The 20,903-nt window shown below is 61.6% G+C and carries 22 protein-coding genes; 9 read left to right on the top strand and 13 right to left on the bottom strand.

Annotated features, from left to right (window positions below):
* Nucleotides 1-82: 82 nt before the first annotated feature.
* On the bottom strand, nt 83-2,230 hold the full coding sequence (locus ACX3P1_RS05460; protein WP_459078531.1) for a TonB-dependent hemoglobin/transferrin/lactoferrin family receptor: 2,148 nt from the start codon (nt 2,228-2,230) through the stop codon (nt 83-85).
* A gap of 308 nt (nt 2,231-2,538) precedes the next feature.
* Between ACX3P1_RS05460 and hemP the strand changes: the two genes are divergently transcribed.
* Genes hemP through ACX3P1_RS05435 form a run of 5 tightly spaced genes read left to right on the top strand, consistent with a single transcriptional unit; the run spans nt 2,539 to nt 6,662 of the window.
* Nucleotides 2,539-2,754 carry a hemin uptake protein HemP gene (gene hemP, locus ACX3P1_RS05455; RefSeq protein WP_459078530.1) on the top strand — a complete coding sequence of 72 codons (216 nt, stop codon included), beginning with the start codon at nt 2,539-2,541 and terminating at the stop codon, nt 2,752-2,754.
* A gap of 9 nt (nt 2,755-2,763) precedes the next feature.
* Nucleotides 2,764-3,828, top strand: a complete 1,065-nt coding sequence (locus tag ACX3P1_RS05450; protein WP_459078529.1) for a hemin-degrading factor — start codon at nt 2,764-2,766, stop codon at nt 3,826-3,828.
* 10 nt (nt 3,829-3,838) lie between these two features.
* Nucleotides 3,839-4,729, top strand: a complete 891-nt coding sequence (locus ACX3P1_RS05445; RefSeq protein ID WP_459078528.1) for a heme/hemin ABC transporter substrate-binding protein — start codon at nt 3,839-3,841, stop codon at nt 4,727-4,729.
* Nucleotides 4,730-4,756: 27 nt separating this feature from the next.
* On the top strand, nt 4,757-5,863 hold the full coding sequence (locus tag ACX3P1_RS05440) for a FecCD family ABC transporter permease (RefSeq protein ID WP_459078527.1): 1,107 nt from the start codon (nt 4,757-4,759) through the stop codon (nt 5,861-5,863).
* A 7-nt stretch (nt 5,864-5,870) separates the two neighbouring features.
* Nucleotides 5,871-6,662 (top strand): heme ABC transporter ATP-binding protein, encoded by a 792-nt coding sequence (locus ACX3P1_RS05435; RefSeq protein WP_459078526.1) that lies wholly within the window; start codon nt 5,871-5,873, stop codon nt 6,660-6,662.
* 85 nt (nt 6,663-6,747) lie between these two features.
* On the opposite strand, the gene rirA is transcribed toward ACX3P1_RS05435, so the two are convergent.
* The 4 genes from rirA to map form a co-directional block, all read right to left on the bottom strand.
* Nucleotides 6,748-7,209 carry an iron-responsive transcriptional regulator RirA gene (rirA, locus tag ACX3P1_RS05430; protein WP_459078525.1) on the bottom strand — a complete coding sequence of 154 codons (462 nt, stop codon included), beginning with the start codon at nt 7,207-7,209 and terminating at the stop codon, nt 6,748-6,750.
* 199 nt (nt 7,210-7,408) lie between these two features.
* Nucleotides 7,409-8,602 (bottom strand): hypothetical protein, encoded by a 1,194-nt coding sequence (locus ACX3P1_RS05425; protein WP_459078524.1) that lies wholly within the window; start codon nt 8,600-8,602, stop codon nt 7,409-7,411.
* A 167-nt stretch (nt 8,603-8,769) separates the two neighbouring features.
* Entirely contained in the window at nt 8,770-9,525 is a 756-nt protein-coding gene (gene radC, locus ACX3P1_RS05420; RefSeq protein ID WP_459078523.1) for a RadC family protein, read from the bottom strand.
* A 50-nt stretch (nt 9,526-9,575) separates the two neighbouring features.
* A complete protein-coding gene (gene map, locus ACX3P1_RS05415) occupies nt 9,576-10,403 on the bottom strand; it encodes a type I methionyl aminopeptidase (RefSeq protein WP_459078570.1) in 828 nt (275 codons plus the stop codon).
* 242 nt (nt 10,404-10,645) lie between these two features.
* Between map and ACX3P1_RS05410 the strand changes: the two genes are divergently transcribed.
* Nucleotides 10,646-10,909: a DUF982 domain-containing protein gene (locus ACX3P1_RS05410; RefSeq protein ID WP_459078569.1), complete on the top strand. Its 264-nt coding sequence runs from the start codon at nt 10,646-10,648 to the stop codon at nt 10,907-10,909.
* A gap of 4 nt (nt 10,910-10,913) precedes the next feature.
* Here ACX3P1_RS05410 and ACX3P1_RS05405 read toward each other — a convergent pair whose 3' ends face one another.
* The 4 genes from ACX3P1_RS05405 to folE form a co-directional block, all read right to left on the bottom strand.
* Nucleotides 10,914-11,399 (bottom strand): hypothetical protein, encoded by a 486-nt coding sequence (locus ACX3P1_RS05405; protein WP_459078522.1) that lies wholly within the window; start codon nt 11,397-11,399, stop codon nt 10,914-10,916.
* A gap of 97 nt (nt 11,400-11,496) precedes the next feature.
* A complete protein-coding gene (locus tag ACX3P1_RS05400; RefSeq protein WP_459078521.1) occupies nt 11,497-12,468 on the bottom strand; it encodes a patatin family protein in 972 nt (323 codons plus the stop codon).
* A gap of 86 nt (nt 12,469-12,554) precedes the next feature.
* A complete protein-coding gene (hisI, locus tag ACX3P1_RS05395) occupies nt 12,555-13,010 on the bottom strand; it encodes a phosphoribosyl-AMP cyclohydrolase (protein ID WP_459078520.1) in 456 nt (151 codons plus the stop codon).
* A 25-nt stretch (nt 13,011-13,035) separates the two neighbouring features.
* A complete protein-coding gene (gene folE / locus ACX3P1_RS05390; protein WP_459078519.1) occupies nt 13,036-13,671 on the bottom strand; it encodes a GTP cyclohydrolase I FolE in 636 nt (211 codons plus the stop codon).
* Nucleotides 13,672-13,902: 231 nt separating this feature from the next.
* On the opposite strand from folE, the gene ACX3P1_RS05385 reads away from it, so the two are divergent.
* Complete coding sequence (locus ACX3P1_RS05385) at nt 13,903-14,349, top strand: iron-sulfur cluster assembly scaffold protein (protein ID WP_459078518.1); 447 nt, start codon at nt 13,903-13,905, stop codon at nt 14,347-14,349.
* 83 nt (nt 14,350-14,432) lie between these two features.
* Here ACX3P1_RS05385 and thrS read toward each other — a convergent pair whose 3' ends face one another.
* The gene (gene thrS, locus ACX3P1_RS05380) at nt 14,433-16,409 is read right to left on the bottom strand and encodes a threonine--tRNA ligase (RefSeq protein ID WP_459078517.1); all 1,977 of its coding nucleotides are present in this window, start codon (nt 16,407-16,409) and stop codon (nt 14,433-14,435) included.
* A 111-nt stretch (nt 16,410-16,520) separates the two neighbouring features.
* Complete coding sequence (gene yidD, locus ACX3P1_RS05375) at nt 16,521-16,886, bottom strand: membrane protein insertion efficiency factor YidD (RefSeq protein WP_459078516.1); 366 nt, start codon at nt 16,884-16,886, stop codon at nt 16,521-16,523.
* A 231-nt stretch (nt 16,887-17,117) separates the two neighbouring features.
* Here yidD and ACX3P1_RS05370 point away from each other — a divergent pair, with 231 nt between their 5' ends.
* Nucleotides 17,118-18,167 carry an LLM class flavin-dependent oxidoreductase gene (locus ACX3P1_RS05370; RefSeq protein ID WP_459078515.1) on the top strand — a complete coding sequence of 350 codons (1,050 nt, stop codon included), beginning with the start codon at nt 17,118-17,120 and terminating at the stop codon, nt 18,165-18,167.
* Between the two features lie 186 nt (nt 18,168-18,353).
* Here ACX3P1_RS05370 and ACX3P1_RS05365 read toward each other — a convergent pair whose 3' ends face one another.
* The gene (locus tag ACX3P1_RS05365; protein WP_459078514.1) at nt 18,354-19,319 is read right to left on the bottom strand and encodes a hypothetical protein; all 966 of its coding nucleotides are present in this window, start codon (nt 19,317-19,319) and stop codon (nt 18,354-18,356) included.
* A gap of 125 nt (nt 19,320-19,444) precedes the next feature.
* On the opposite strand from ACX3P1_RS05365, the gene ACX3P1_RS05360 reads away from it, so the two are divergent.
* Entirely contained in the window at nt 19,445-20,029 is a 585-nt protein-coding gene (locus ACX3P1_RS05360; RefSeq protein WP_459078513.1) for a nitroreductase family protein, read from the top strand.
* Here ACX3P1_RS05360 and ACX3P1_RS05355 read toward each other — a convergent pair.
* On the bottom strand, nt 20,005-20,901 hold the full coding sequence (locus tag ACX3P1_RS05355; protein ID WP_459078512.1) for an HpcH/HpaI aldolase/citrate lyase family protein: 897 nt from the start codon (nt 20,899-20,901) through the stop codon (nt 20,005-20,007). The genes ACX3P1_RS05360 and ACX3P1_RS05355 overlap by 25 nt on opposite strands.
* Nucleotides 20,902-20,903 lie beyond the last annotated feature (2 nt).

The following is a 20,903-nucleotide window of genomic DNA, read 5'->3' as shown; positions in this document are numbered from 1 at the left end:
CGCTCTATCCTTTTGTTTGAGCATCGGATTTTCCGAAAACCGGATTCCACTTTTCGGTCCGATGCTCTAGCCATGAAACATTCTAGCCTCCAAAGCGCATGGTTGCAGCCAGCTTGAGCGTGACGCCGGGTTCGTAGAGTATATCCGTTGTCGTCGTATTCAGAGGGTTGGCGTATTTCACGTCGAAGAGGTTGTCGACACGAAAATCGACCTTGAGGTTGTCGTTGGCCTTGTAGCTGGCGAATGCGTTGACCAGCGTATAGTCCTCGGCGCGGTCGTTGCCCTTCGGCTTGCCATTGTACTGGACCTCGCCGCCGACCGTCAGGCTGTCTTCGAGGAACCGGAAACCAAGCTGCGCCGTGACCTGCGAGGAGGGGATCGTGGTCAAGCTCTCGCGCGATCCGGCGAAGTCCACCGTGTGGCCGCTGATGAGAGAGGCGGAAAGACCGGCAAAGCCCCAGGACGCATCATAGACGCCCTCGAACTCGAAGCCCCTGATCCTGGCATTGGCGTAGTTCTGGTACTGGGCGCAAATCGGGATGTAGGAGCCGCCGCCAAAGATCGGGCGAAGGGGCATGAACGCGCAACCGTTGGTGCCGACTTCGACTCCGTCGTTCAAGCCAATGTAATCGTCCACGTCGTTGTTGAAATAGGCTGCCTTCAGGCGCAACGCGTCGCCACCCTCGATGATGCCGTCGGCCTTGTAGTTGACGCCGAATTCCCAGGTCTTGCCGGTCTCCGGCGTCAGATTGGGATTGGGCAGGAACGGGAAGGTCACGCCGCTCGGATGCATACCGTTCATCAGCGTCTCGGTGATGGACGGAGAGCGGTAGCCCTCGGCATAGGTGCCGTAGAACTGGAGGCCTTCCAGCGCCGCCGTGTCGAATGGCGAGACGCCCACGGTGATGCGCGGCGACAGGCGATCGCCGGAGTTCTCGGCGGTTTCGCTGTCGAGCTTGTAGCTGTCATAGCGCAGGCCGGCGATCACCTCGAGCCAGTTCCAGGTCACCTTGTCCTGAATATAGGCGCCGCTCACCCGCCGCTTGCCGGAAGGCGTGTAGGTGTCCTGGCCGCCGCTTGGGTCCAGCGTCACCATGTCGTCGGTCACCAGATCGCCGCCATAGGTCAGTTCGTGGCCAAGCGAGCCGGTCTCGAAGCGTGACGTGTTCCAGATGTCAAAGCTTACGGTATCGAGGTCGTAGTTGGTCTGGGCGCCTGCCGGAATGACGGTCGGAAGGCCCGTTTGCGGGTCGAATTGGCCGGAGCTGAGCGTCTTGAGATAGGTCCGGTCGAGGCCGGTCTTGTTGTATGCGGCATTGATGTGGAGATCGAGCCAGCTCTTGTCCTCGTCGGTGATGTTGTAGCGGGCGGTAAAGGTGTTCTGGTTCATGTCGAGGGCGGAACTCGGAGAACCGCCGCTAATTTCGTTCCAGTCATCGCTGGACCCGACCCAACCGAGCTTCAATTCGCTGTTTTCGCTGGGGCGAATGGTGGTCTTGAGCAATCCGCCGAGCACATCGAAGCCAGAGCCGGTAACCTTGTTGCCGCCGCCATCCTTGTATTCGTCGTAGTCGCGGTAAACGATGTTTCCGAGCACGTCGGCATTTTCATTGAAGCGGAAGGCGCCGGTGGCGCTGGTGGTCCAGCCCTTGCCATTGGTTTCGTAGCGGCCGGTCACAGAGCCGGCCCAGGTTTCGCCGGGCTTGAGGAAGTTTTCTGCGTCCTTGGTGTCGAAGAAGACGACGCCGCCGATTGCGCCGGAGCCGTATGTGTTGGCCACGGGGCCGCGGATGACGTCGACCGATTGGATGAGGTCCGGATCGATCCAGAAGGTGGACCCGGTGCCGTGGCCGGAGCGGTTGAAATCCTGCCGTGCGCCGTCGACGATTACCTGCACGCGGCCGAAATCCTGCATGCCCCTTATGTTGACGCTGGAGGCGACGCGCTTGGCGTCGGACTGCATGGTGATGCCCGGCACGCCGAAGAATATGCCCGCCGGCGTTGTCGCCATGCGCCGGTCAAGCTGCTCCTGATCGACATGGCTGGACGATGAAAGGCTTTCGATCGCCGTCTCGTCAGTGCGGCTGAGCAGCAGGACCTTGTCGAGAAGGGTCGCGCCTGCCGCTTGCGGCTTTGGCTCGGCGTTCTCGCTCGTTTCGGATGCCGGAGCCTGCTGGGCCAGCGCCGATGCCGTGAGAAGCGCTGTCGCTGCGGCACCGGCAAGCAGCATATTTATCCCATACGCGATGGATCGATTGGTCGTTTTCGACCGAAGTGCTGGTCTCGCACCATCAACCCTGCCGGCCAAAGCCCCGTTCAACCCCATGTACCCACTCCATAAATCAAGGTTCATGCTGGCTGGCATGGGACTGGCCCGGCGCTTGCTGGCATTTTTCATGTCGCCGGCATCTTAAATGTTGACTCATTTAGTCCGGTATTGCACTGACTAGTAAACATGACTATTCGAGTCAAGAATGAATTCGCGATTGTAGAAGGGCCGGACCCCGATGAGGGGCCGTCCAGAAAGGAGCCAAGCAGATGAATACGTATAATCCTGATGCTTTCCGTAGCCGCTATCGCCGCGCGGACATGGAGGTCGCTCCCCGCCAACCGCAAACCCAGGGGCTCTCCGTCAGGACGCTATCCAGCAATTCGCTTTTCGCCGGCGGCGAGCACGAGATCGGCATCGAGCACCATGGCGCTCTTTACCGCCTCAAGATCACCCGCCAGGGCAAGCTCATTCTCAACAAGTAGGTTAAAACCATGGACCAGCGCGTAAAACCGGCTCCGCATGAAATCCGCACGGCCAGGTCGGACAATCCGAAAATGCGAGAGCGCGACCTTGCCGTCCAGCTTGGCATTTCGGAGGCCGAACTGGTTGCCGCCCATTGCGGCGACAGCGTTATTCGCCTCGAACCGCGGGTCAACGATCTGCTCAGCGGGCTTGAGGCCGTTGGCGAGGTGATGGCGCTGACCCGCAACGAAAGCGCCGTGCACGAAAAGATCGGCGTCTACGACAAGGTCGTGACCGGCACGCACAACGCAATGGCGCTGGGCAAGGATATCGACCTGCGGATTTTCCCCAAAATCTGGGCGCATGGCTTTGCCGTCGAGAAGCGCGATGGCGATGACATCAGGCGCAGCCTGCAGTTTTTCGACGAGGCGGGCGATGCCGTGCACAAGGTGCATCTGCGGCCTGCATCCAACCTCTATGCCTATCAGAAGCTGGTTGCTCAGCTTGAGTCGACGAATCAGGAAGCCGGGGTCGACATTATGGGCGCTCCGGCCGTCGATGATGGCCTGGAAGTGCCTGATGCGTCGGTGGGTCTTGCCGATCTGCGCGAGCGCTGGAGCAAGCTGACCGATGTGCATCAGTTCTTCGGCATGTTGCGCGCGCTCAAGCTCGACCGCCGGCAGGCGCTTCGGCTGGTCGGCCAGGAGTACGCGTGGCAGTTGGATGGCGGTTCGGTGGGGTCGATGCTTCACCACGCCGCCACGGAGGCGATGCCGATCATGTGTTTTGTCGGCAGTCGCGGCTGCATCCAGATCCACACCGGGCCGATTGCCAATATCAAGGCGATGGGGCCGTGGATCAACGTGCTGGACGAGACGTTCCACCTGCATCTGCGGCTCGATCATATCCGCGAGACTTGGGCGGTGCGCAAGCCGAGCAAGGACGGCCACATCACCTCGCTTGAAGCCTATGGCGAAGACGGAAAGCTGATCATCCAGTTCTTCGGCGAACGCCATGAAGGCCAGCCGGAGCGCGAGGATTGGCGTTTTCTGGCCGAAAACCTGCCGCGTGTTCCAGGCTTGAGCGCTGCTTGAGAGACGTGTGATGGGTTCGCTTTTCAAACTCGCGCGGGCGGCCGTCCTCGGTCTTTCGCTGACGGCGTTCGCGTCTTCCGGCGTGCTTGCGGCGGAAGACATTGTTGCCTTTCCGCCCGGATCGAAGATCGCTTCCATCGGCGGATCGCTGACTGAAATCGTCTTTGCGCTTGGCGAGCAGGGGCGTCTGGTGGCCCGCGATTCGACGAGCGTCTACCCAAGCGAAGCCTTGGCGCTGCCCGATGTCGGCTATATGCGCCAACTTTCGCCCGAAGGGGTGCTTTCGGCCAATCCGTCGGCAATTCTGGCTCTGCAGGGCAGCGGCCCCAGGGAAGCCATCGATGTGCTCAAGAAGGCCAGCATCCCCTATGTCGAGGTGCCGGAAAGTTTTGACCACGCCGGGATCATCGAAAAGATCCGCATTGTCGGCAAGGCGCTTGACGTGGAAAGCAAGGCGGATGCGCTGGCCGCTTCGGTCGATGCCAAGCTGAAGGCCGTCGAAAGCCGGACCGGCGCCATCAAGGAGCGCAAGCGCGTCCTTTTCATCCTGTCGATGCAGGGTGGAAAGATCATGGCTGCCGGCACGGATACCGCCGCAAACGGCATCATTGCGCTTGCCGGCGGCATCAACGCCGTCGACGGATATTCCGGCTACAAGCAGCTTTCCGACGAGGCCGTTCTCACCGCCAATCCCGACATCGTTCTGATGATGGACCGGGGCGGCGGTCCCGACAGTTCGGCCGATCCGTTCGAAAACCCGGCGATTGCGGCAACGCCCGCCGGCAAGGCGCGAAAGCTGGTGCGCATGGACGGCGGCTATCTGCTTGGTTTCGGGCCGCGCACCGCCGATGCCATTCACGATCTCGCCGTTTCGCTCTACGGCCCGAAAATCACCGATTGAGCAGGCTACCCCGATTGAGCAGGCTAAATGGCAGATGAAACGATGGCCGGCCCTGCCGGCATGACCCGCGCAAGATCCGCCGATGGCGACCGGCAGGCGCGCGCGCGGCTGGTGACGCTGGCACTCGGCGTGGCCTTGCTTGTCGTCATGCTGCTCAGCCTGGCTTCCGGCGCATCCGATGCCTCGGCGGTCGGGATCGTTCGGCATTCGCTGTTCGGCACGCTGCCCGGCGATGCGGCGCTGACGGCGCGCGACCGCCTCATCGTTTATGACATTCGCCTGCCGCGCGTCATCATGGGCGTGCTGGTGGGGGCAGCACTTGCCGTGTCGGGCGCGGTCATGCAGGGCCTGTTTCGCAATCCGCTGGCCGACCCCGGCCTGATCGGCGTTTCGGCAGGCGCGAGCCTCGGCGCGGTGTCGGTCATCGTCCTCGGCGCGACCGTGCTGGCCCCGATGACCGCCTTGCTCGGCGTGCTCGCTCTACCCCTGGCCGCGTTCTGCGGCGGGTTGGCGACGACACTGGTGCTTTACCAGGTCGCGACGCGGAGAGGCCAGACCTCGGTCGCCACGATGCTGCTTGCCGGCATCGCGCTTGCAGCCCTTGCCATGGCGCTGACCGGCATCCTCATCTTCATGGCCGACGACCGGCAATTGCGCGATCTGACATTCTGGAGTCTGGGTTCGCTGGCCGGGGCTACGTGGTCGAAGATCGGCGCGGTCGGCCCGATCATCGCGCTGGCGCTGGCGACGACGCCGTTTTTGGCGCGCGGGCTCAACGCGCTGGCACTGGGTGAGGCGACGGCCGGCCATCTCGGCATTCCGGTGCAGCGTTTGAAATATACGGCCATCATCGGCGTTTCGGCGGCGGTCGGCGCATCGGTTGCCGTCAGCGGCGGCATCGGCTTCGTCGGCATCGTGGTGCCGCATCTGCTCAGGCTGATGATCGGCCCGGACAACCGCTACCTGCTGCCGGCTTCCGCCTTGCTGGGCGGTTCGCTGCTACTGCTGGCCGATGCCGTTGCGCGTACGATCGTGGCGCCGGCGGAACTGCCGATCGGCATCGTTACCGCGCTTGCCGGAGCGCCGTTCTTCCTTTGGATGTTGCTGCGCAAGCGCGGCATCGTCGATCTGTGAGGGTGCGATGATTAGTGCAGAAGGTGTATCGGTGGCGATCGGCGGCAAGCGCATCGTGTCCGACATCGATTTCGAGGCAAGGCCGGGCGAGATCGCCACCATCGTCGGCCCGAACGGCTCGGGCAAGACCACATTCCTCAAGGCGTTGTCCGGCGAACTGGCGCATAGCGGTCGGGTGACGATCAATGGCAGCGACACGGCCCGGATGAAGCCTGCGGCAGCGGCGGCAATCCGCGCCGTGCTCCCTCAGGTGACGGCGCTGGCTTTCCCTTTTACCGTGCGCGAGATCGTCAGGCTCGGCCTCGTCGGCGGCCGGTCGGGCGTCTTGCCGGGCGAGGCGGAGCGGCTGCCGGAGCGCGCATTGGAACGGGTGGACCTGCATGGCTTTGCCGGGCGCTTCTATCAGGAACTTTCCGGCGGCGAGCAGCAGCGGGTGCAACTGGCGCGCGTGCTTTGCCAGGTATGGGAGCCGGTACATGAGGGCCAGCCGCGCTATCTGTTGCTAGACGAGCCCGTTTCCAGTCTCGACATCAAGCATCAGCTCGTCATCATGGGAATTGCGCGGGAGTTTGCGCAAGGCGGCGGCGGCGTCATCGCCATCCTGCACGATTTGAACCTGACGGCGATGGTGTCGGACCGGATTTTCGTTATGCACCGCGGCCGGCTTGCCGCAGCCGGTACGCCGCGCGAGGTGCTGCGCGATGAACTCATGCAAGAGGTTTTTGATTGCCGGCTGGTCGTTGGCGCGGTGCCCGCCGGCAACGTGCCGTTCGTGCTGCCGCAATCGGCAGCGCTGTAGCGGGCGTTACGCCGCTTTAGTTGGCGGCTATGCCGCTTTAGGCCGCCAGTTGGCGGCTACGCCACTTTAAGCTGCTAAATAGCGGCTACGCCGCCGGGGCGTGAAATTCCGGAAAGCTGATGCCCAAAAGACCGCGCATGTCTGACCGGGCGGCTACAAGACCGGCGATGGTGTGGCTCTCCAGCACGGCGAAGAAGGCGTTGAGCGCTTCGCGCAGTGCGGCATTCAGCGAACAATGGTCGATCAGCGGGCAATCGCTGGCATCGTTTTCGAAACACTCGGCCATCGCAAAGCTTTCCTCGGTCACGCGCACAACGTCGAAGAGGGTGATGGTATCGGCGCTGCGGCCGAGTTTGACGCCGCCATTGCGCCCGCGCACAGTCGCCACCAGTCCGTTTTCCACGAGCGGCTGCAATATCTTGAACAGGAAAAGTTCCGACACTGAATAGGCGGCGGCGATTTCCGGGATTCGGCTCAGCCGATCGTTGTTGGCCGTGCAATACATCAAAATGCGTATCGCATAATTAGTCTGGCGGGTGAGGCGCATTCCATATCCTCGCAAAGCACTACAGAAAACGAATATGGTCCATAGTTTGGAACAATTCCATACTGGCGAGGCGTAATAGGTGATTTTTCCTGTCATCTATTAGTGAAGACGCCCTGACCGTCCCGCACAAACGGAAAAGGCCGCGCTGCGGGCGCGGCCTTTTCTCGTGGAACCGATCTCGCCAATACGAGCGTAATTGTCAGTCTTCGTTCGCCGTGACGGTGACGCCGAGTGTTTTTGTCAGATCATAAGGGTTGGACATGGCGCCCGCCATGATCAGGGCAAACGGTACGGCGGAAGGTGGCTGCGCGGAAATTTCAAGGCTTTGCGGGTCGTCGAGAAATTTGCCGACTGCCGCGGAAACCTGCGCCGTCAGTTCAGGATTCTGAAGCTGCGCCATGCCGAACGGGATGATTGCCTTGACCTGGTTGGCGATATCCTTGGCCGACATGCCTTGCTGCTTGCCGACATAATCCAGAACCTTGTTGGTCAGTGAATCGTCGTCGTAGCGGATGCTGGTGCTGTTGAAGGTCAATTGTTGCATCAGGCCGAGAACGGCCATGCCCTGCGCGCTCTTGTCGGCGCCCTCGGGTTGGGCGGCCATCTTTTTCTGCATATCCTGCAGGGACTTGACGAAATCCAGCGTGTAGCCGCCAACGTCGAAGGTAACGCCCAGCGTTCCGGCCTCGTCGACGGTGATGTCGTACTGGGACAATTCCATCTTGCCGTCGGACGGCTGCCAGGAACCGGCCATCTCGAAACTGCCCGTGATGTTCTGGTAACCGAGCGCGTCGATGACTTCCTTGGATTTCGGATCGTCGATCAGGGTCAGGTCGGCGCTGAATTTTTCGGCATTGCCCGAGAATTCCAAGGCATTGCCGTCGGCCGGGGGCGTGATGTCGATTGCCAGATTATCCATCGAAAATGCGGTCTTGTCGGCGACCTTTGCGGTGAAGCTGGCGATTTCCATGGATTTGTAGAGCACCAGCGAACCCGTCTCGCCGGTGGCGTTTTCCGGGGGGATCGTCATTTCGTGGATGACGATGGGGCTGAGGCTGAGTTCCGCTTTGTCTTCGGTGCGGGTGAACGGCTTTGTGGTGACGGTCTGGATCGTATAGCCGCCATCGGCCTCGGTCACGCCGTCCAGCGCGATGTCGCCAATGGGCAGCTTGTCTTTTTCCGCAACGGCGTTGAGGGTAACGCCCTCCAGCACCATGTGGGCGGCGTCACCGCTGATCCTGGTCCAGTTCATCTCAATGCCCTGGGCGGCAAGGGAAGCCTTGAGACGGTCGGCAACATCGGTGGTGTCCTGGGCAAAAGCCGAAGTCAGCGGCAGGACAAGCAGGAAGCTCGACAATGCGAGCTTGCGAAAGGTGGAGCGGTGGATCGTCATCGCGTTCTCCCGAAGGGGCCTGAGAATATCGTGCATTGCCTTACGCCGCATCCTGTCTTGCAGAAACTGGACTGGAAGAAGGCGCTTGCGGAGACAATGATCAAAAGTCGGGGAGAAAGGCAATCGGACCAGGGCCCGATTTCGCCATTTGGTGAACGGACGATCGCCTAGATAAGCAACAGCCCCTTCATCGAAGCATGGCCCTTCTTGCCGATGATCAGGTGGTCGTGCACGGCAATGCCGAGCCGTTTGCCAGTTTCCACGATTTCCTTGGTCATGTCGATGTCGGCGCGCGAGGGCGTGGGGTCGCCCGAGGGATGGTTGTGCACCAGCACGACCGCGGTTGCCGACAGTTCCAGCGCCCGCTTTATCACCTCGCGCGGATAGACCGGCGTATGGTCGACCGTTCCGGTCTGCTGGACCTCGTCGGCGATCAGAGCGTTCTTCTTGTCGAGGAAAAGAATCCTGAACTGTTCGCGCTCCTCGAAGGCCATCGCCGCCCGGCAGTAATCGAGCACCTGCGTCCAGGAGGACAGCGTTTCGCGGCCTTTCAATTCGCTGTGCAGCATGCGGTGCGCGGATGCCGCGATTATCTTCAGGTCGAGAGCGACGGCAGGCCCGATGCCCTTGACCTCGCGCAGCAGGTTTTCAGGCGCGCCCAGCACTTCGGCCATCGTGCCGAATCGCGCCAGCAAGGCCTTGGCGACCGGTTTCGTGTCGGATCGGGGGATCAGGCGGAAAAGCAGCAGTTCCAGAAGCTCGTAATCGGCAAGCGCCAGGTGCCCGGCTATGGAAAAACGTTCGCGCAGTCGGTCGCGATGGCCAAGATAGTCGGGCTTCGGGGCCATGCCTTCGGCATTAGCCAGAGAAGGCATCTGCTGCTCGCCGAAGAAGCCGCGCTCGTCCTTGCCGCGTTTGACCATAGCCCGCCCGGATTGCCCCTGTCGGGGAATGTCTCTGCCCGTCAAGGATACTAGGCGGGCAGGCCCGGCCGGTCGAGGCCTTTCGGCGACAGGGTGAAAACCTCGCAGCCGGTGTCGGTGACGCCGATGGCGTGTTCGTATTGCGCCGACAGCGAGCGGTCGCGCGTCACCGCCGTCCAGCCGTCCGAGAGGACTTTCACATGCGGACGGCCGAGATTGATCATCGGCTCGACGGTGAAGATCATGCCGGGCCGCATCTCGATGCCTTCGCTCGGCGTGCCGTAGTGCAGGATATTGGGCGCGTCGTGGAAAATCTGGCCGACGCCGTGGCCGCAGAAGTCGCGCACCACCGAGCAGCGCTCAGCTTCCGCATAAGTCTGGATTGCGGCCCCGATGGCGCCCGTGCGCGCGCCCGGCCTGATCGCGGCGATGCCGCGCATCAGGCATTCATGCGTGACCTCCATCAGGCGTTCGGCGGCGCGCTTGACGGTGCCAACCGGATACATGCGCGATGAATCCCCGTGCCAGCCGTCCAGAATGTAGGTGACGTCGATATTGACGATGTCGCCTTCGCGCAGCGGCTTGTCGTCGGGAATGCCGTGGCAGACGACGTGGTTGATCGAGGTGCAGGACGATTTCGTGTAGCCGCGATAGTTCAACGTCGCGGGAATGGCATCATGGTCCATGCCGAACTCGAAAACGAAACGGTCGATCGCGTTGGTGGTGACGCCCGGCTTTACCCGGTCCGCCAACTCGTCCAGGCAGCGCGCGGTGAGGTTGCAGGCCTTGCGCATGCCCTCGAATCCAGATTCGCCGTAGAGACGAATCTGGCCGGTATTGCGCAACGGGGCCGTTTCGGCGTCGAGATAGGTGACCATGTTCATCTTGCCGATGGTTAGGGGCTCGGAGAAATTCACCGCTGATTTGGCACCAGAGCGCCCGCTGTTCAAGAGCCAAGTGGCCGGAGCGTCGATTTGTGCGCGAAGCGATGCGTCCGCACTTGGGTCACAATCCGGTGCCAGACTTGCCGAAATCAATAAAAAAGGACGGGCGGCGTTGCTCCAACAGCGACCGCGCGACGGATACGATGAACAAGTCGCAATTTGCGATACCGGTTCGCATAACCGGTGCAGCCGGCCAGCCGGTCGAGGAAATCTACAGTGTCGAGCAGGCACTGGACTTTCTTCAGGAATGGCCGGTCGGCCGCCAGGGGCCGCTTTATCAGGGGGCTTTCGATGCCTGTTTCGGCGCCAGCGTCGACGTGGTCTCGACAGAGGACGCTTGCCGGGCCTTCAGCGCCTTTTGCCGCGTCAGCGGCATCATGGCACGGGACATGTTGTTGCCGGGCGAGAAACTAGGAGAGAGCATGCCGCTGTCAGCTTGACCCGTCAGAGCGTGAACGACCAGAACAGGCACGCAAGCGTCGCCAGGGCGAAGACCACCAGGAAAAGGCTGCGCAGCAGGATATTGCGCCGAAGGTCGTTCATGACGAGGTGGCATCCGGCTATGGCTGCGACAAACAGGAACCGCCAGTTCCAGAGCGCCCATAGAACATCGCTCTGGCCGTAGGCCCAGCGCGCCAGCAAGCCGCCGACGATGGTGGCGAACAAAACGATGGTGGTCCAGAAAACGGTGTCGGCCGCATTCACCAGGACAAGGCCGGCCGCCCGGATCGGCAGGATCATCATCAACATCGCGCTGAAGAAATAGACGGCGGCGAGCGGCAGGAAGGTCGCAGCGTCGGCAATGGCGTCCAGCCGCTTCACGCCGACCGCTCCGAAAGGGTAGCCATGCCTTGCGACTGCAAGGCTGAGCGCCATGAGCAGCCCCGAAAAAACGGTAACCAGCGCGAATGAGGTGAGGGCCTTGTTCATGGCATTCCTGTTCCAGCGAATCGGGACAAGAACGTTGGTAGCCTATGGTCGTAAATGGCTGGTAAGCTTTCCTGCCCCTATTAACTCGTCCTACGAACTAGGCGAGAACGGATTGCAGCCGCTGCAACTCAGGCATCCGCGCCATTGTCACTTCATAGCCAAGGCGGATGGCTTCGTCGGCGCGGTGGAATTCGGTCATGCCGATATGGCCGAGGTTCGGGTGGAGCGCCAGATCGGGTGGGTCGCCGGCGAGCCGCGCCCGCGAAATGCGATCCTGGATGATGTTGAAGGCTTCGACCATGACGCCGGTGATGCCGAGGCGGCTTTCCTTGGCTTCCGCGTCGCTTTGACGGAACCTCGGGGCCGGAGCCTCGCGTTCGATGGTCAACTCGCCGGCATTGTGACGGATGACGGCCGCGCGTCCGAAATTGTCATTGTTGAGATTGACGGCGACGACGAGGGGCTGCTCGTAGGCGCGGCATACGGATACCGGCACGGGATTGACGAGCGCGCCATCGACCAGCATGCGGCCGTTGCAGTTCACTGGCTCGAACACGCCGGGCAGGGCGTATGAGGCGCGCATGGCGCTCACCAGCGAACCACTCGACAGCCATATCTCGTGACCGGTCCGGATTTCGGCGGCGACGGCGACGAATGGCTTGGGAAGGTCCTCGATGAGGATGCCGGCCACATGTTCGCGCAACCGTGAATCCAGCTTCATCCCGCCAAACAGGCCGTTACCGCGAAGATTGAGGTCGAGAAGGCCGAAAAGGCGTCGCTTGGTGAGGCTGCGGGCGAATTCCTCCAACTGGTCCAGCTTGCCGGCGAGGTAACAGCCGCCAACGAGCGCGCCAATGGAGGTTCCCGCGATCATCGATACTTCGATGCCGGCTTCGTCCAGCGCGCGCAGCACGCCGATATGCGACCAGCCGCGGGCGCAGCCGCCGCCAAGAGCCAGGGCGATACCGGACCTCCTGGGCGGTGCCGCGTCAACGACACCCCCTGCGGAGGCCGGGCCGTTGGCCTCCTTCAGGTCAGCTCTGCTGCGTAATGACGCCCACTCGAGCATCACGATCTCCCTTGTCCCATACCCACATTAGCATCTGGGCCGTATCGAAATAGTGAACGATGGTGTGGATTACATCAGACATTCAGTCAGGTGCTTCGATACGTCTTTTCGGCATCGAACAGTGGCTCGCTACCATCAATGGCAAGGTTGGCCCTGCCATCGACGAGTTCCACCGTCCGATAGAAACAGGAACGCCGGCCGGTATGGCAGGTTGCATCGTGGCCCAGAACTTTTACGCGAAGCCACACGGCGTCCTGGTCGCAATCGGTGCGAATTTCGACCACCTGCTGAACGTTTCCCGAAGTCTCGCCCTTTTTCCACAAGGCGGAACGGGAGCGCGACCAATAGTGAGCGATGCCGGTTTCCAGCGTAAGCGCCAGGGCTCTAGCGTTCATATGCGCGACCATCAGCAGCATGCCGTCGGTGGCGTCGGTGACAATGGCGGTAACCAGCCCACTGGCATCGAAGCGCGGCGAGAAGACCGTGCCTTCTTCCAGATTTCTCTTATCAGGGGAGGGCTGAAGAAAATCGAGCGCCGACATGGCCGTCCTTGTCTTCGGGTTGGCCTTATTTGCCGCCGCTGCGAACCAGGCTGATGAAACGCGCCTGCTCTTCGGGATTGTCCTTGAACACGCCGGTGAATGTCGAGGTCAGTGTGGTCGATCCCTGCTTGCGAATGCCGCGCATGGCAATGCACATATGCTCGGCTTCGAGCATGACGGCGACGCCGCGCGGGTTGAGAACGTCCTGAATGGTGCTGGCGATCTGCGCCGTCATCGCTTCCTGCGTCTGCAGGCGATGGGCGAAAATATCGACCACGCGGATGATCTTGGAAAGGCCGACCACCTTGCCGTCCGGCAAATAGCCGACATGCGCCTTGCCGATGATCGGCACCATGTGATGCTCGCAATGCGAGTGAAATTCGATGTCCTTGACGATGACGAGATCGTCATAGCCGGCGACTTCCTCGAAGGTCCGGCCAAGTTCCTCGGCCGGGTTCATGTCGTAGCCGCCGAACATTTCGCGATAGGCCTTGGCCACGCGCTTGGGCGTATCGACAAGGCCCTCACGCTCCGGATTGTCTCCAGTCCAGCGCAAAAGCACACGGACGGCGGCCTCCACTTCGGCCTGGCTAGGCCGCTCGGCAGGCGCGGCTGCGGCATGTTCCACGGGCGAGAAAGAATTGCGGATAATGGCGTCCATAGAGGCTTCTCCCGTAGTCCCTCTCGATGGAGGGACGAGTTAAACGGACCACAGCCTTTTGCGGATCGCCTGAAATACGGCCCGAAGCGGCGTGACGTGGTTCCGAAATGTTAGACGCGCTAGTCGCCTTGCCGTTCCCGGAACACCAGCATTATATAAGGGTTGGCGTTGCAAATGAAAGATGCGCAAGCGGCAATCGCTGTTCGTCGGGCGGCGAGGGAGCGAAAAATCATGATCGACGATATCTACAACACGAAAATTCTGTCTTTTGCCGGCAATATCGCGCGCATAGGCAGGCTCGAGCAACCGGACGCCACGGCCAAGGCTCATTCCAAACTATGCGGCTCGACCGTGACCGTCGATCTCACCATGGACAACGGGGTCGTCACCGACTTCGCCCACGATGTGAAGGCTTGCGCGCTCGGCCAGGCTTCGTCGTCCATCATGGCGCAGCATGTCGTTGGGGCGACCGCCGAAGAATTGCGCGGCCTGCGCGAAACGATGCTGAAGATGCTGAAGGAAAATGGCCCGCCGCCGGAAGGCCGTTTCGCCGACCTCAAATATCTGGAGCCTGTGCGCGACTACAAGGCGCGCCACGCCTCGACCATGCTGACCTTCGACGCGGTGGTCGATTGCCTCGACCAGATCGAGAAGAAGCAGGCGGAAGAGGCGGCCTGAGCCGCCTCGGTTCACGCGCGGTATTGGCAGGAAAGAAAATGGCGGTGGATCGCTCCGCCGCCGTTTCCTTTTCGGTCGAAGGCTCAGGCCTTCAGGTCGGGCGGCACTGCTTCCTCGGTCAGCATCGCCACGGCCTCGGCAAGACCCAGCGAATGCTGGTCTCGCGACCCCAGCCGGCGGATATTGACCGTTTCTTCCTCGGCCTCGCGCTTGCCGCAGACCAGCATGACCGGCACCTTGGCCAGCGAATGCTCGCGGACCTTGTAGTTGATTTTCTCGTTGCGCAGATCGGCTTGCGCCATCAGGCCCGCCGCTTTCAACCGTTTGACGACTGTTTCGGCGTATTCATCGGCGTCCGAGGTGATGGTCGCCACCACCACCTGCAACGGCGCGAACCATAGCGGCATCTGGCCGGCATGGCTCTCGATCAGGATGCCCAGAAAACGCTCCAGCGAGCCGCAGATGGCGCGGTGGATCATCACCGGCTGCTTCTTTTCCGAATCCGAACCGATATAGAAAGCGCCGAAACGTTCCGGCAGGTTGAAGTCGACCTGCGTCGTGCCGCATTGCCATTCGCGGCCGATGGCGTCCTTCAGCGTATACTCGAACTTGGGCCCGTAGAATGTGCCTTCGCCCTCGTTGATGCCGGTCTTGATGCGGTTGTCTTCGCGCGCCATGCGCGTTAGGGCACGCTTGAGAATCTCCTCCGCATGATCCCACATGACATCGGTGCCGACGCGCTTTTCCGGCCGCGTGGCAAGCTTGACGACCACTTCCTCGAAGCCGAAATCCTTATAGACCGACATCATAAGATCGTTGATCTTCATGATCTCGGCTTCAAGCTGCTCTTCCGTGCAGAAAATATGCGCGTCGTCCTGCGTGAAGGCGCGCACCCGCATCAACCCGTGCAACGCGCCGGAAGGCTCGTAGCGGTGGACGTTGCCGAATTCCGCAAGCCGGATTGGTAGATCGCGGTAGGACTTCAAGCCATGCTTGAAGATCTGCACATGGCCCGGACAGTTCATCGGCTTCAAGGCAAAGATGCGCTGGTCGGCCTCCGGGTCGTCCGGATGCATGAAGGCATGCGCCGACTTCACCGCGAACATGTTCTCCTGATACCAGCCCCAGTGGCCGGACGTTTCCCACAGGCTCTTATCGAGGATCTGCGGGGCGTTGACCTCCTGGTAGTCGTCGCCGAGGCGGCGGCGCATATAGGAAATCAGGTTCTGGAACATCTTCCAGCCTTTGGCGTGCCAGAAGACGACGCCCGGCCCTTCCTCCTGGAAGTGGAACAGGTCCATCTCGCGGCCAAGCTTGCGGTGGTCGCGCTTTTCGGCCTCCTCCAGCATGGTGAGGTAGTCGTCGAGCTGCTTCTGGTCGACCCAGGCGGTGGCGTAAATGCGCGTCAGCATCGGGTTGTTGCTGTCACCACGCCAATAAGCACCGGCCACCTTCATCAGCTTGAAAGCGTTGCCGATCTGGCCGGTAGTGGCCATGTGCGGACCGCGGCACAGGTCGAACCAGTCGCCCTGCGCGTAAATTTTCAAATCCTGATCTTCGGGGATGGCATCGATCAGTTCGATCTTGTAGGCCTCGCCCTTGTCGGAAAACACCTTTTTCGCGCGCTCGCGCGACCAGACTTCCTTGGTGAACGGCTTGTTGCGCTGGATGATCTCGCGCATCTTCTTCTCGATCGCCGGGAAGTCTTCGGGCGTGAACGGCTCGTTGCGGGCGAAATCGTAATAAAAGCCGTTCTCGATCACCGGGCCGATGGTGACCTGCGTTCCCGGCCACAGTTCCTGCACGGCCTCGGCCAAAACGTGTGCCGCATCGTGGCGAATGAGTTCCAGCGCGCGAGGATCGTCGCGCGTCACGATCTCGACCTTGCCGGATTTTTCGAGCGGATCGGAAAGATCGCGCACGGTGCCGTCCAGCGCATAGGCGACGGCCTTCTTGGCCAGCGACTTCGAGATGGATTCGGCAAGACCAGCGCCGGTCGTCGCCGCGTCGTATTCGCGGACGGAACCATCGGGGAATGTGAGGGAAACGGAATTCGACATTTTCTTCTCCTGTCCAGTCCCGCAAACGAGCGCGGGTGGCGATATGCCGGATGCGTCCGGCAACGGCGGTGTTCTAGTCAGCCAATTCAGGTGCGTAAAGGCGTAGTGCGGTCAGTTTTCGGCATCGCGGCGCTTTTTTCCGATGGACCAGTAGCGCCAGGGCGTGAACCAGCGGAGGCGCGAAGCCAACGCGTCGGGAACCGGGTCGATCCCATGCGTACCGCCCGGTCCGCAGCGCATCACGCGGAAAAGCCCCATCCAGCCGCCCGCCCAAAGCCCATGCCGCGCAATCGCCTCATAGGCATATTCCGAGCAGGTCGGCAGATGCCGGCACGAATTGCCGACGAAACCGGAAAGCGTCAACTGGTAGAGCCGCACCAGCGCCGTGCCCAATACACGGCCGGGCGTCTTGCGCCACGGGCCGGGCCAGTTGCGGGTGCGGTCCTTGGCCGGCCGATTATGGACATGGTCGTGCATATATTTCTCCGCCCCCAAGATAGGCGCTTCGTTGCCGCCGCGCGAGGCCGGGCGGGCGCGGCATGATCGTCAAGCATTGGTGAACAGTGAGTGCTGTTCGTTCAGTTTGAAGAACATGGCAGATGACCCTATCTTTGGCATCAAGCAACCTGGGGCAGTATACGGTTTCACCCAAACAAGCGCCCCTTTCGCGACCGGCAGGACCGGATTTCCCGCGGATCGAGAACGACCATGAGCAAGCAAATCGAATTCGGGATGGACACTTTCGGCGACGTCACCGTCGACGCCGACGGCAAGCTGCTGCACCAGGCGCAAGTCATCCGCAACGTGCTGGACGAAGCCATTCTCGCGGACGAGGTCGGCATCGATTTCATCGGTGTCGGCGAGCATCACCGCTCCGACTTCGCCGTCTCGGCGCCGGAGGTGCTGCTGGCCGGCATGGCCACCCGTACCAAGCGTATCAAGCTGGGCTCGGCCGTCACCGTTTTGTCGTCCGATGACCCGATCCGGGTATTCGAGCGGTTTTCCACGGTCAACGCTTTGTCGAACGGGCGCGCCGAAGTCATTCTCGGGCGCGGCTCCTTCACCGAATCCTTCCCGCTGTTCGGCTACCAGCTCAACGATTACGAGACGCTGTTCAACGAGAAACTCGACCTGTTCGCAGCCCTGTTGAACAACGAACCGGTAAGTTGGGAAGGCAGCCATCGCACGCCGCTCAAGGATGTCAGCGTCTATCCGCAGATCGAGACAGGCAAGCTGAGTGCCTGGATCGGCGTCGGCGGTTCGCCTGAATCGGTGATGCGCTCGGTGCACTACAAGATCCCGATGACGCTTGCCATCATCGGTGGCGACCCGAAGCGGTTCTTGCCGTTCGTCGATCTCTACAAGCGCGCCCAGAACCAGCTTGGCACCGAGCCGATGCCGCTTGGCGTCCATTCGCCCGGCCTTATCGCCGATACCGACGAGCAGGCGCGCGAGGACCTTTGGCCGGGCTACAAGGCCATGCATGACCGCATCGGGCGCGAGCGCGGCTGGCCGGCGACGACGAAAGAGAGCTTCATCAACGAGATCGAGCATGGCTCGACTTATGCGGGCTCGCCCGAAACCGTGGCCCGGAAGATCGCGGCAACCGTAAGGGCGCTGGGCAATGATCGCTTCGACCTCAAATACTCGTCAGGCACGACCAGCCACGAGAAGATGATGAAGAGCATCGAACTCTACGGCACCAGGGTGATCCCGATGGTGCGGGAGATGCTGGCCGAAAAGGAAAAAGCTGCTTAAGTCAGCGATTGCCCCGGCCAGGAGGCGGCTCAGGCCGCCTCCGACTGCTGACGAATGTCCCCAACAGTCGTCTTCCTCGGGCTTGTCCCGAGGATCTACAAACGTCGCCCGAATAGTTCCGACGTGCGCAGATGCTCGGGACAAGCCTGAGTATGCCGAGAAAGTAACGGAATCGATTGCCAGGCGCTAATCCGCACCCTCTTCGGGATCGATGGCGGAGTCTTCGGAGGCGATGACTTCGACCTCGGTGTTTTTCCCGGCCTCGACGGTGAAATCCTTTTGATAGGCCCGGTCGCGGTTCTTGGCGATCACCGTGTAGTCGCCTTCGGCCAGCACCATCGGCGCGAAGGCGCCAACCGTCTCCTTGACCGTGTCGCCGGAATCGGTGAGCACCATCCATGACGTATCGGCGATGGCCTCGCCGCCTGTTTCCCGCACCAGCTTGAGCGTCACCTGGGCGGCCCTGTGCTCGACCGTTGCCTCGGTCAGCTTTCCGGCCTCGACGCGGATATCGGAGCGGATGACGGCGTTCAACGAGCCATAGGTCGAGACGATGTGATAGGTGCCGGCGTTGAGCCTGACCACGGTGTTGGGCTGGACGTTGGGCAGGATGAGGGTCCCGTCGTTGCCGGCCTTGGCTTGGCCCTCATAGATCGAGAAACGCAGTTTTTCGCGCGGAATATGGGCGCCGCCGGAAAGAACCGCATCCAGTTCAAGACCACCGGCATCGAGCACCAGCGTCTCGTGCCGGGCGTCCTTGGTGACGGTAATGCGTTTGGTTGCGCCGGCCCTACCGTAAGCGGCATGAACGAGATAGCTGCCGGGTTCGAGGTCGAATTTCGCATTGCCGCCATGCGCGGACGCGACCAGCGGCAGCTTGCCGTGTTCGTCGGCCTTGGGACTGAAGACGCGCCAGACCATGCCACGGGTGATGTCGGCGCCCTTTTCCGTCAACTGGGCGCTGAGCGTTATTTCGCCGCTGGTGGAACTGGCAATTGTCGCTTCGTGCCTCGGGTTGATATAGTTCGAAATGCCGGGCAGCTTCAGCTGGCCCAGGCCGTCCTTGTCCTGCGCGCTGGCGAGCGTGACCGGCATCGCCACAAGGGCGATCCCAAGGACAATCTGCCGAAGGCGTAAATTCCCCTCAATCATGCTTGCGTTGAAGCCCAAGGCGGTGGCAATTTCAAGGCTTATTCTCTAGCGCATTCGCGCCCCTCCGAAGTCAGCCAATCTTACCCGCAGCCCGCTTTGGTTCAAATCACAGGAAAGTTGTGCCAATGACATCGCCGATCATCGATTTTCTGCTGACCAGAAGCTCCGTGCCGATTGCCGATTTGCGCGCGCCAGCGCCAAGCGACGAACAGATCGCCACGATGATTGCCGTTGCATCGCGCGTGCCGGACCATGGCCGGTTGGCGCCTTGGCGCTTCATTGTCTACCGGGGCGATGCGCGAGCCGAGATCGGCACGAAGCTTGCCGCGCTGGCCGAACAGCGTGAGGGGCCTTTGGCGGAAGCCCGGCACAATCAGGAACTGGCGCGCTTTGCCCGCGCGCCGTTGGTTGTCGGCGTGGTTTCCAGCCCGAAGGAGAGCATCAAGATTCCCCAATGGGAAATGCTCCTTTCGGGTGGTCTGGCGGCGATGAACCTGATTCTGGCTGCGAACGCGCTTGGCTTCGGCACCAATATGATCACCAACTGGTATTCGGACGTGCCGGAGGGCAGGGCGATTTTGGGGCTTTCGCCGCAGGAGCGCGTCGTCGGTTTTGTCCATATCGGCACGCATGCCGGAGACGTGCCGCAGAGGCCACGGCCCGATCCGGCAACCCTCTATGCGGATTATTCCGGGCCCTGGGTGGAATAGACCCCGGCGGCTTTCGCCCGCGCCAGCAGGCGTTCGGCCAGTTTCAGGTGCGGGCGGTCGACCATCTTGCCGTCGATGCCGACAACGCCGGGGTTTCCGGCAGCCTTGAAGGCCGCCACGATCGCCGCCGAATGCGCGATGGATTGCGCCGAGGGCGTGAAGGCGGCGTTGATGACGGGAACCTGTGCGGGGTGGATCGCCATCTTGGCGGTAAAGCCGTCGCGCTCGGCCGCAAGGCACTCGGTTTCGAACGCGGCCATGTCGCGAAAATTCGGAAAGACCGTATCGACGGCTGCGACTTCCGCTGACGATGCGGCAAGCAGGGTGAGGGTTCGCGCTAGGCGGAAGACGTCCGTATAGGCTCCGTTTTCGTCGCGGGCGGTGCGCGCGCCGATGGCCGCCGAAAGATCCTCCGCTCCCCAGGTCACGCCGGCAAGCCGGGCACTTGCGCCCGCATAGGTCGACGCCGCCAGCACGCCGGCTGCCGTTTCGGTGATGATCGGCAGGATTTTTATGCCGCCGTCCGGCAGCCCGTTTTCGGCCTCGCTTACCCTCAATTTGGCGGAAAGCTGCTGCACGTCGCGGCCGCCGTTTGATTTCGGCAGCATGATGCCATCCGGCTGGACCGGAACGAGGGCTGCGAGGTCGTCGTCGGTCAGGCCGGTGGAAAGGTCGTTGACGCGCACATAGATCGCGGCGCGTGTCTCGAGCCGATGCGCCGCGATGAAGCCGGATGCGATTTCGCGTGCAAGAACCTTGTTTTGGGGGGCGACGGAATCCTCCAGATCGACGGTCACCACGTCGGCGTCGGATGCAAAGCCCTTTTCGAGCTTCTTTTCCGAATCGCCGGGAACGAACAGCAGCGAGCGCATCG

It is taken from the genome of Mesorhizobium sp. A623, assembly GCF_054489405.1.
The sequence above is the reverse complement of the archived record's forward strand: the minus strand, read 5'-3'. Positions and strand labels throughout refer to the sequence as shown.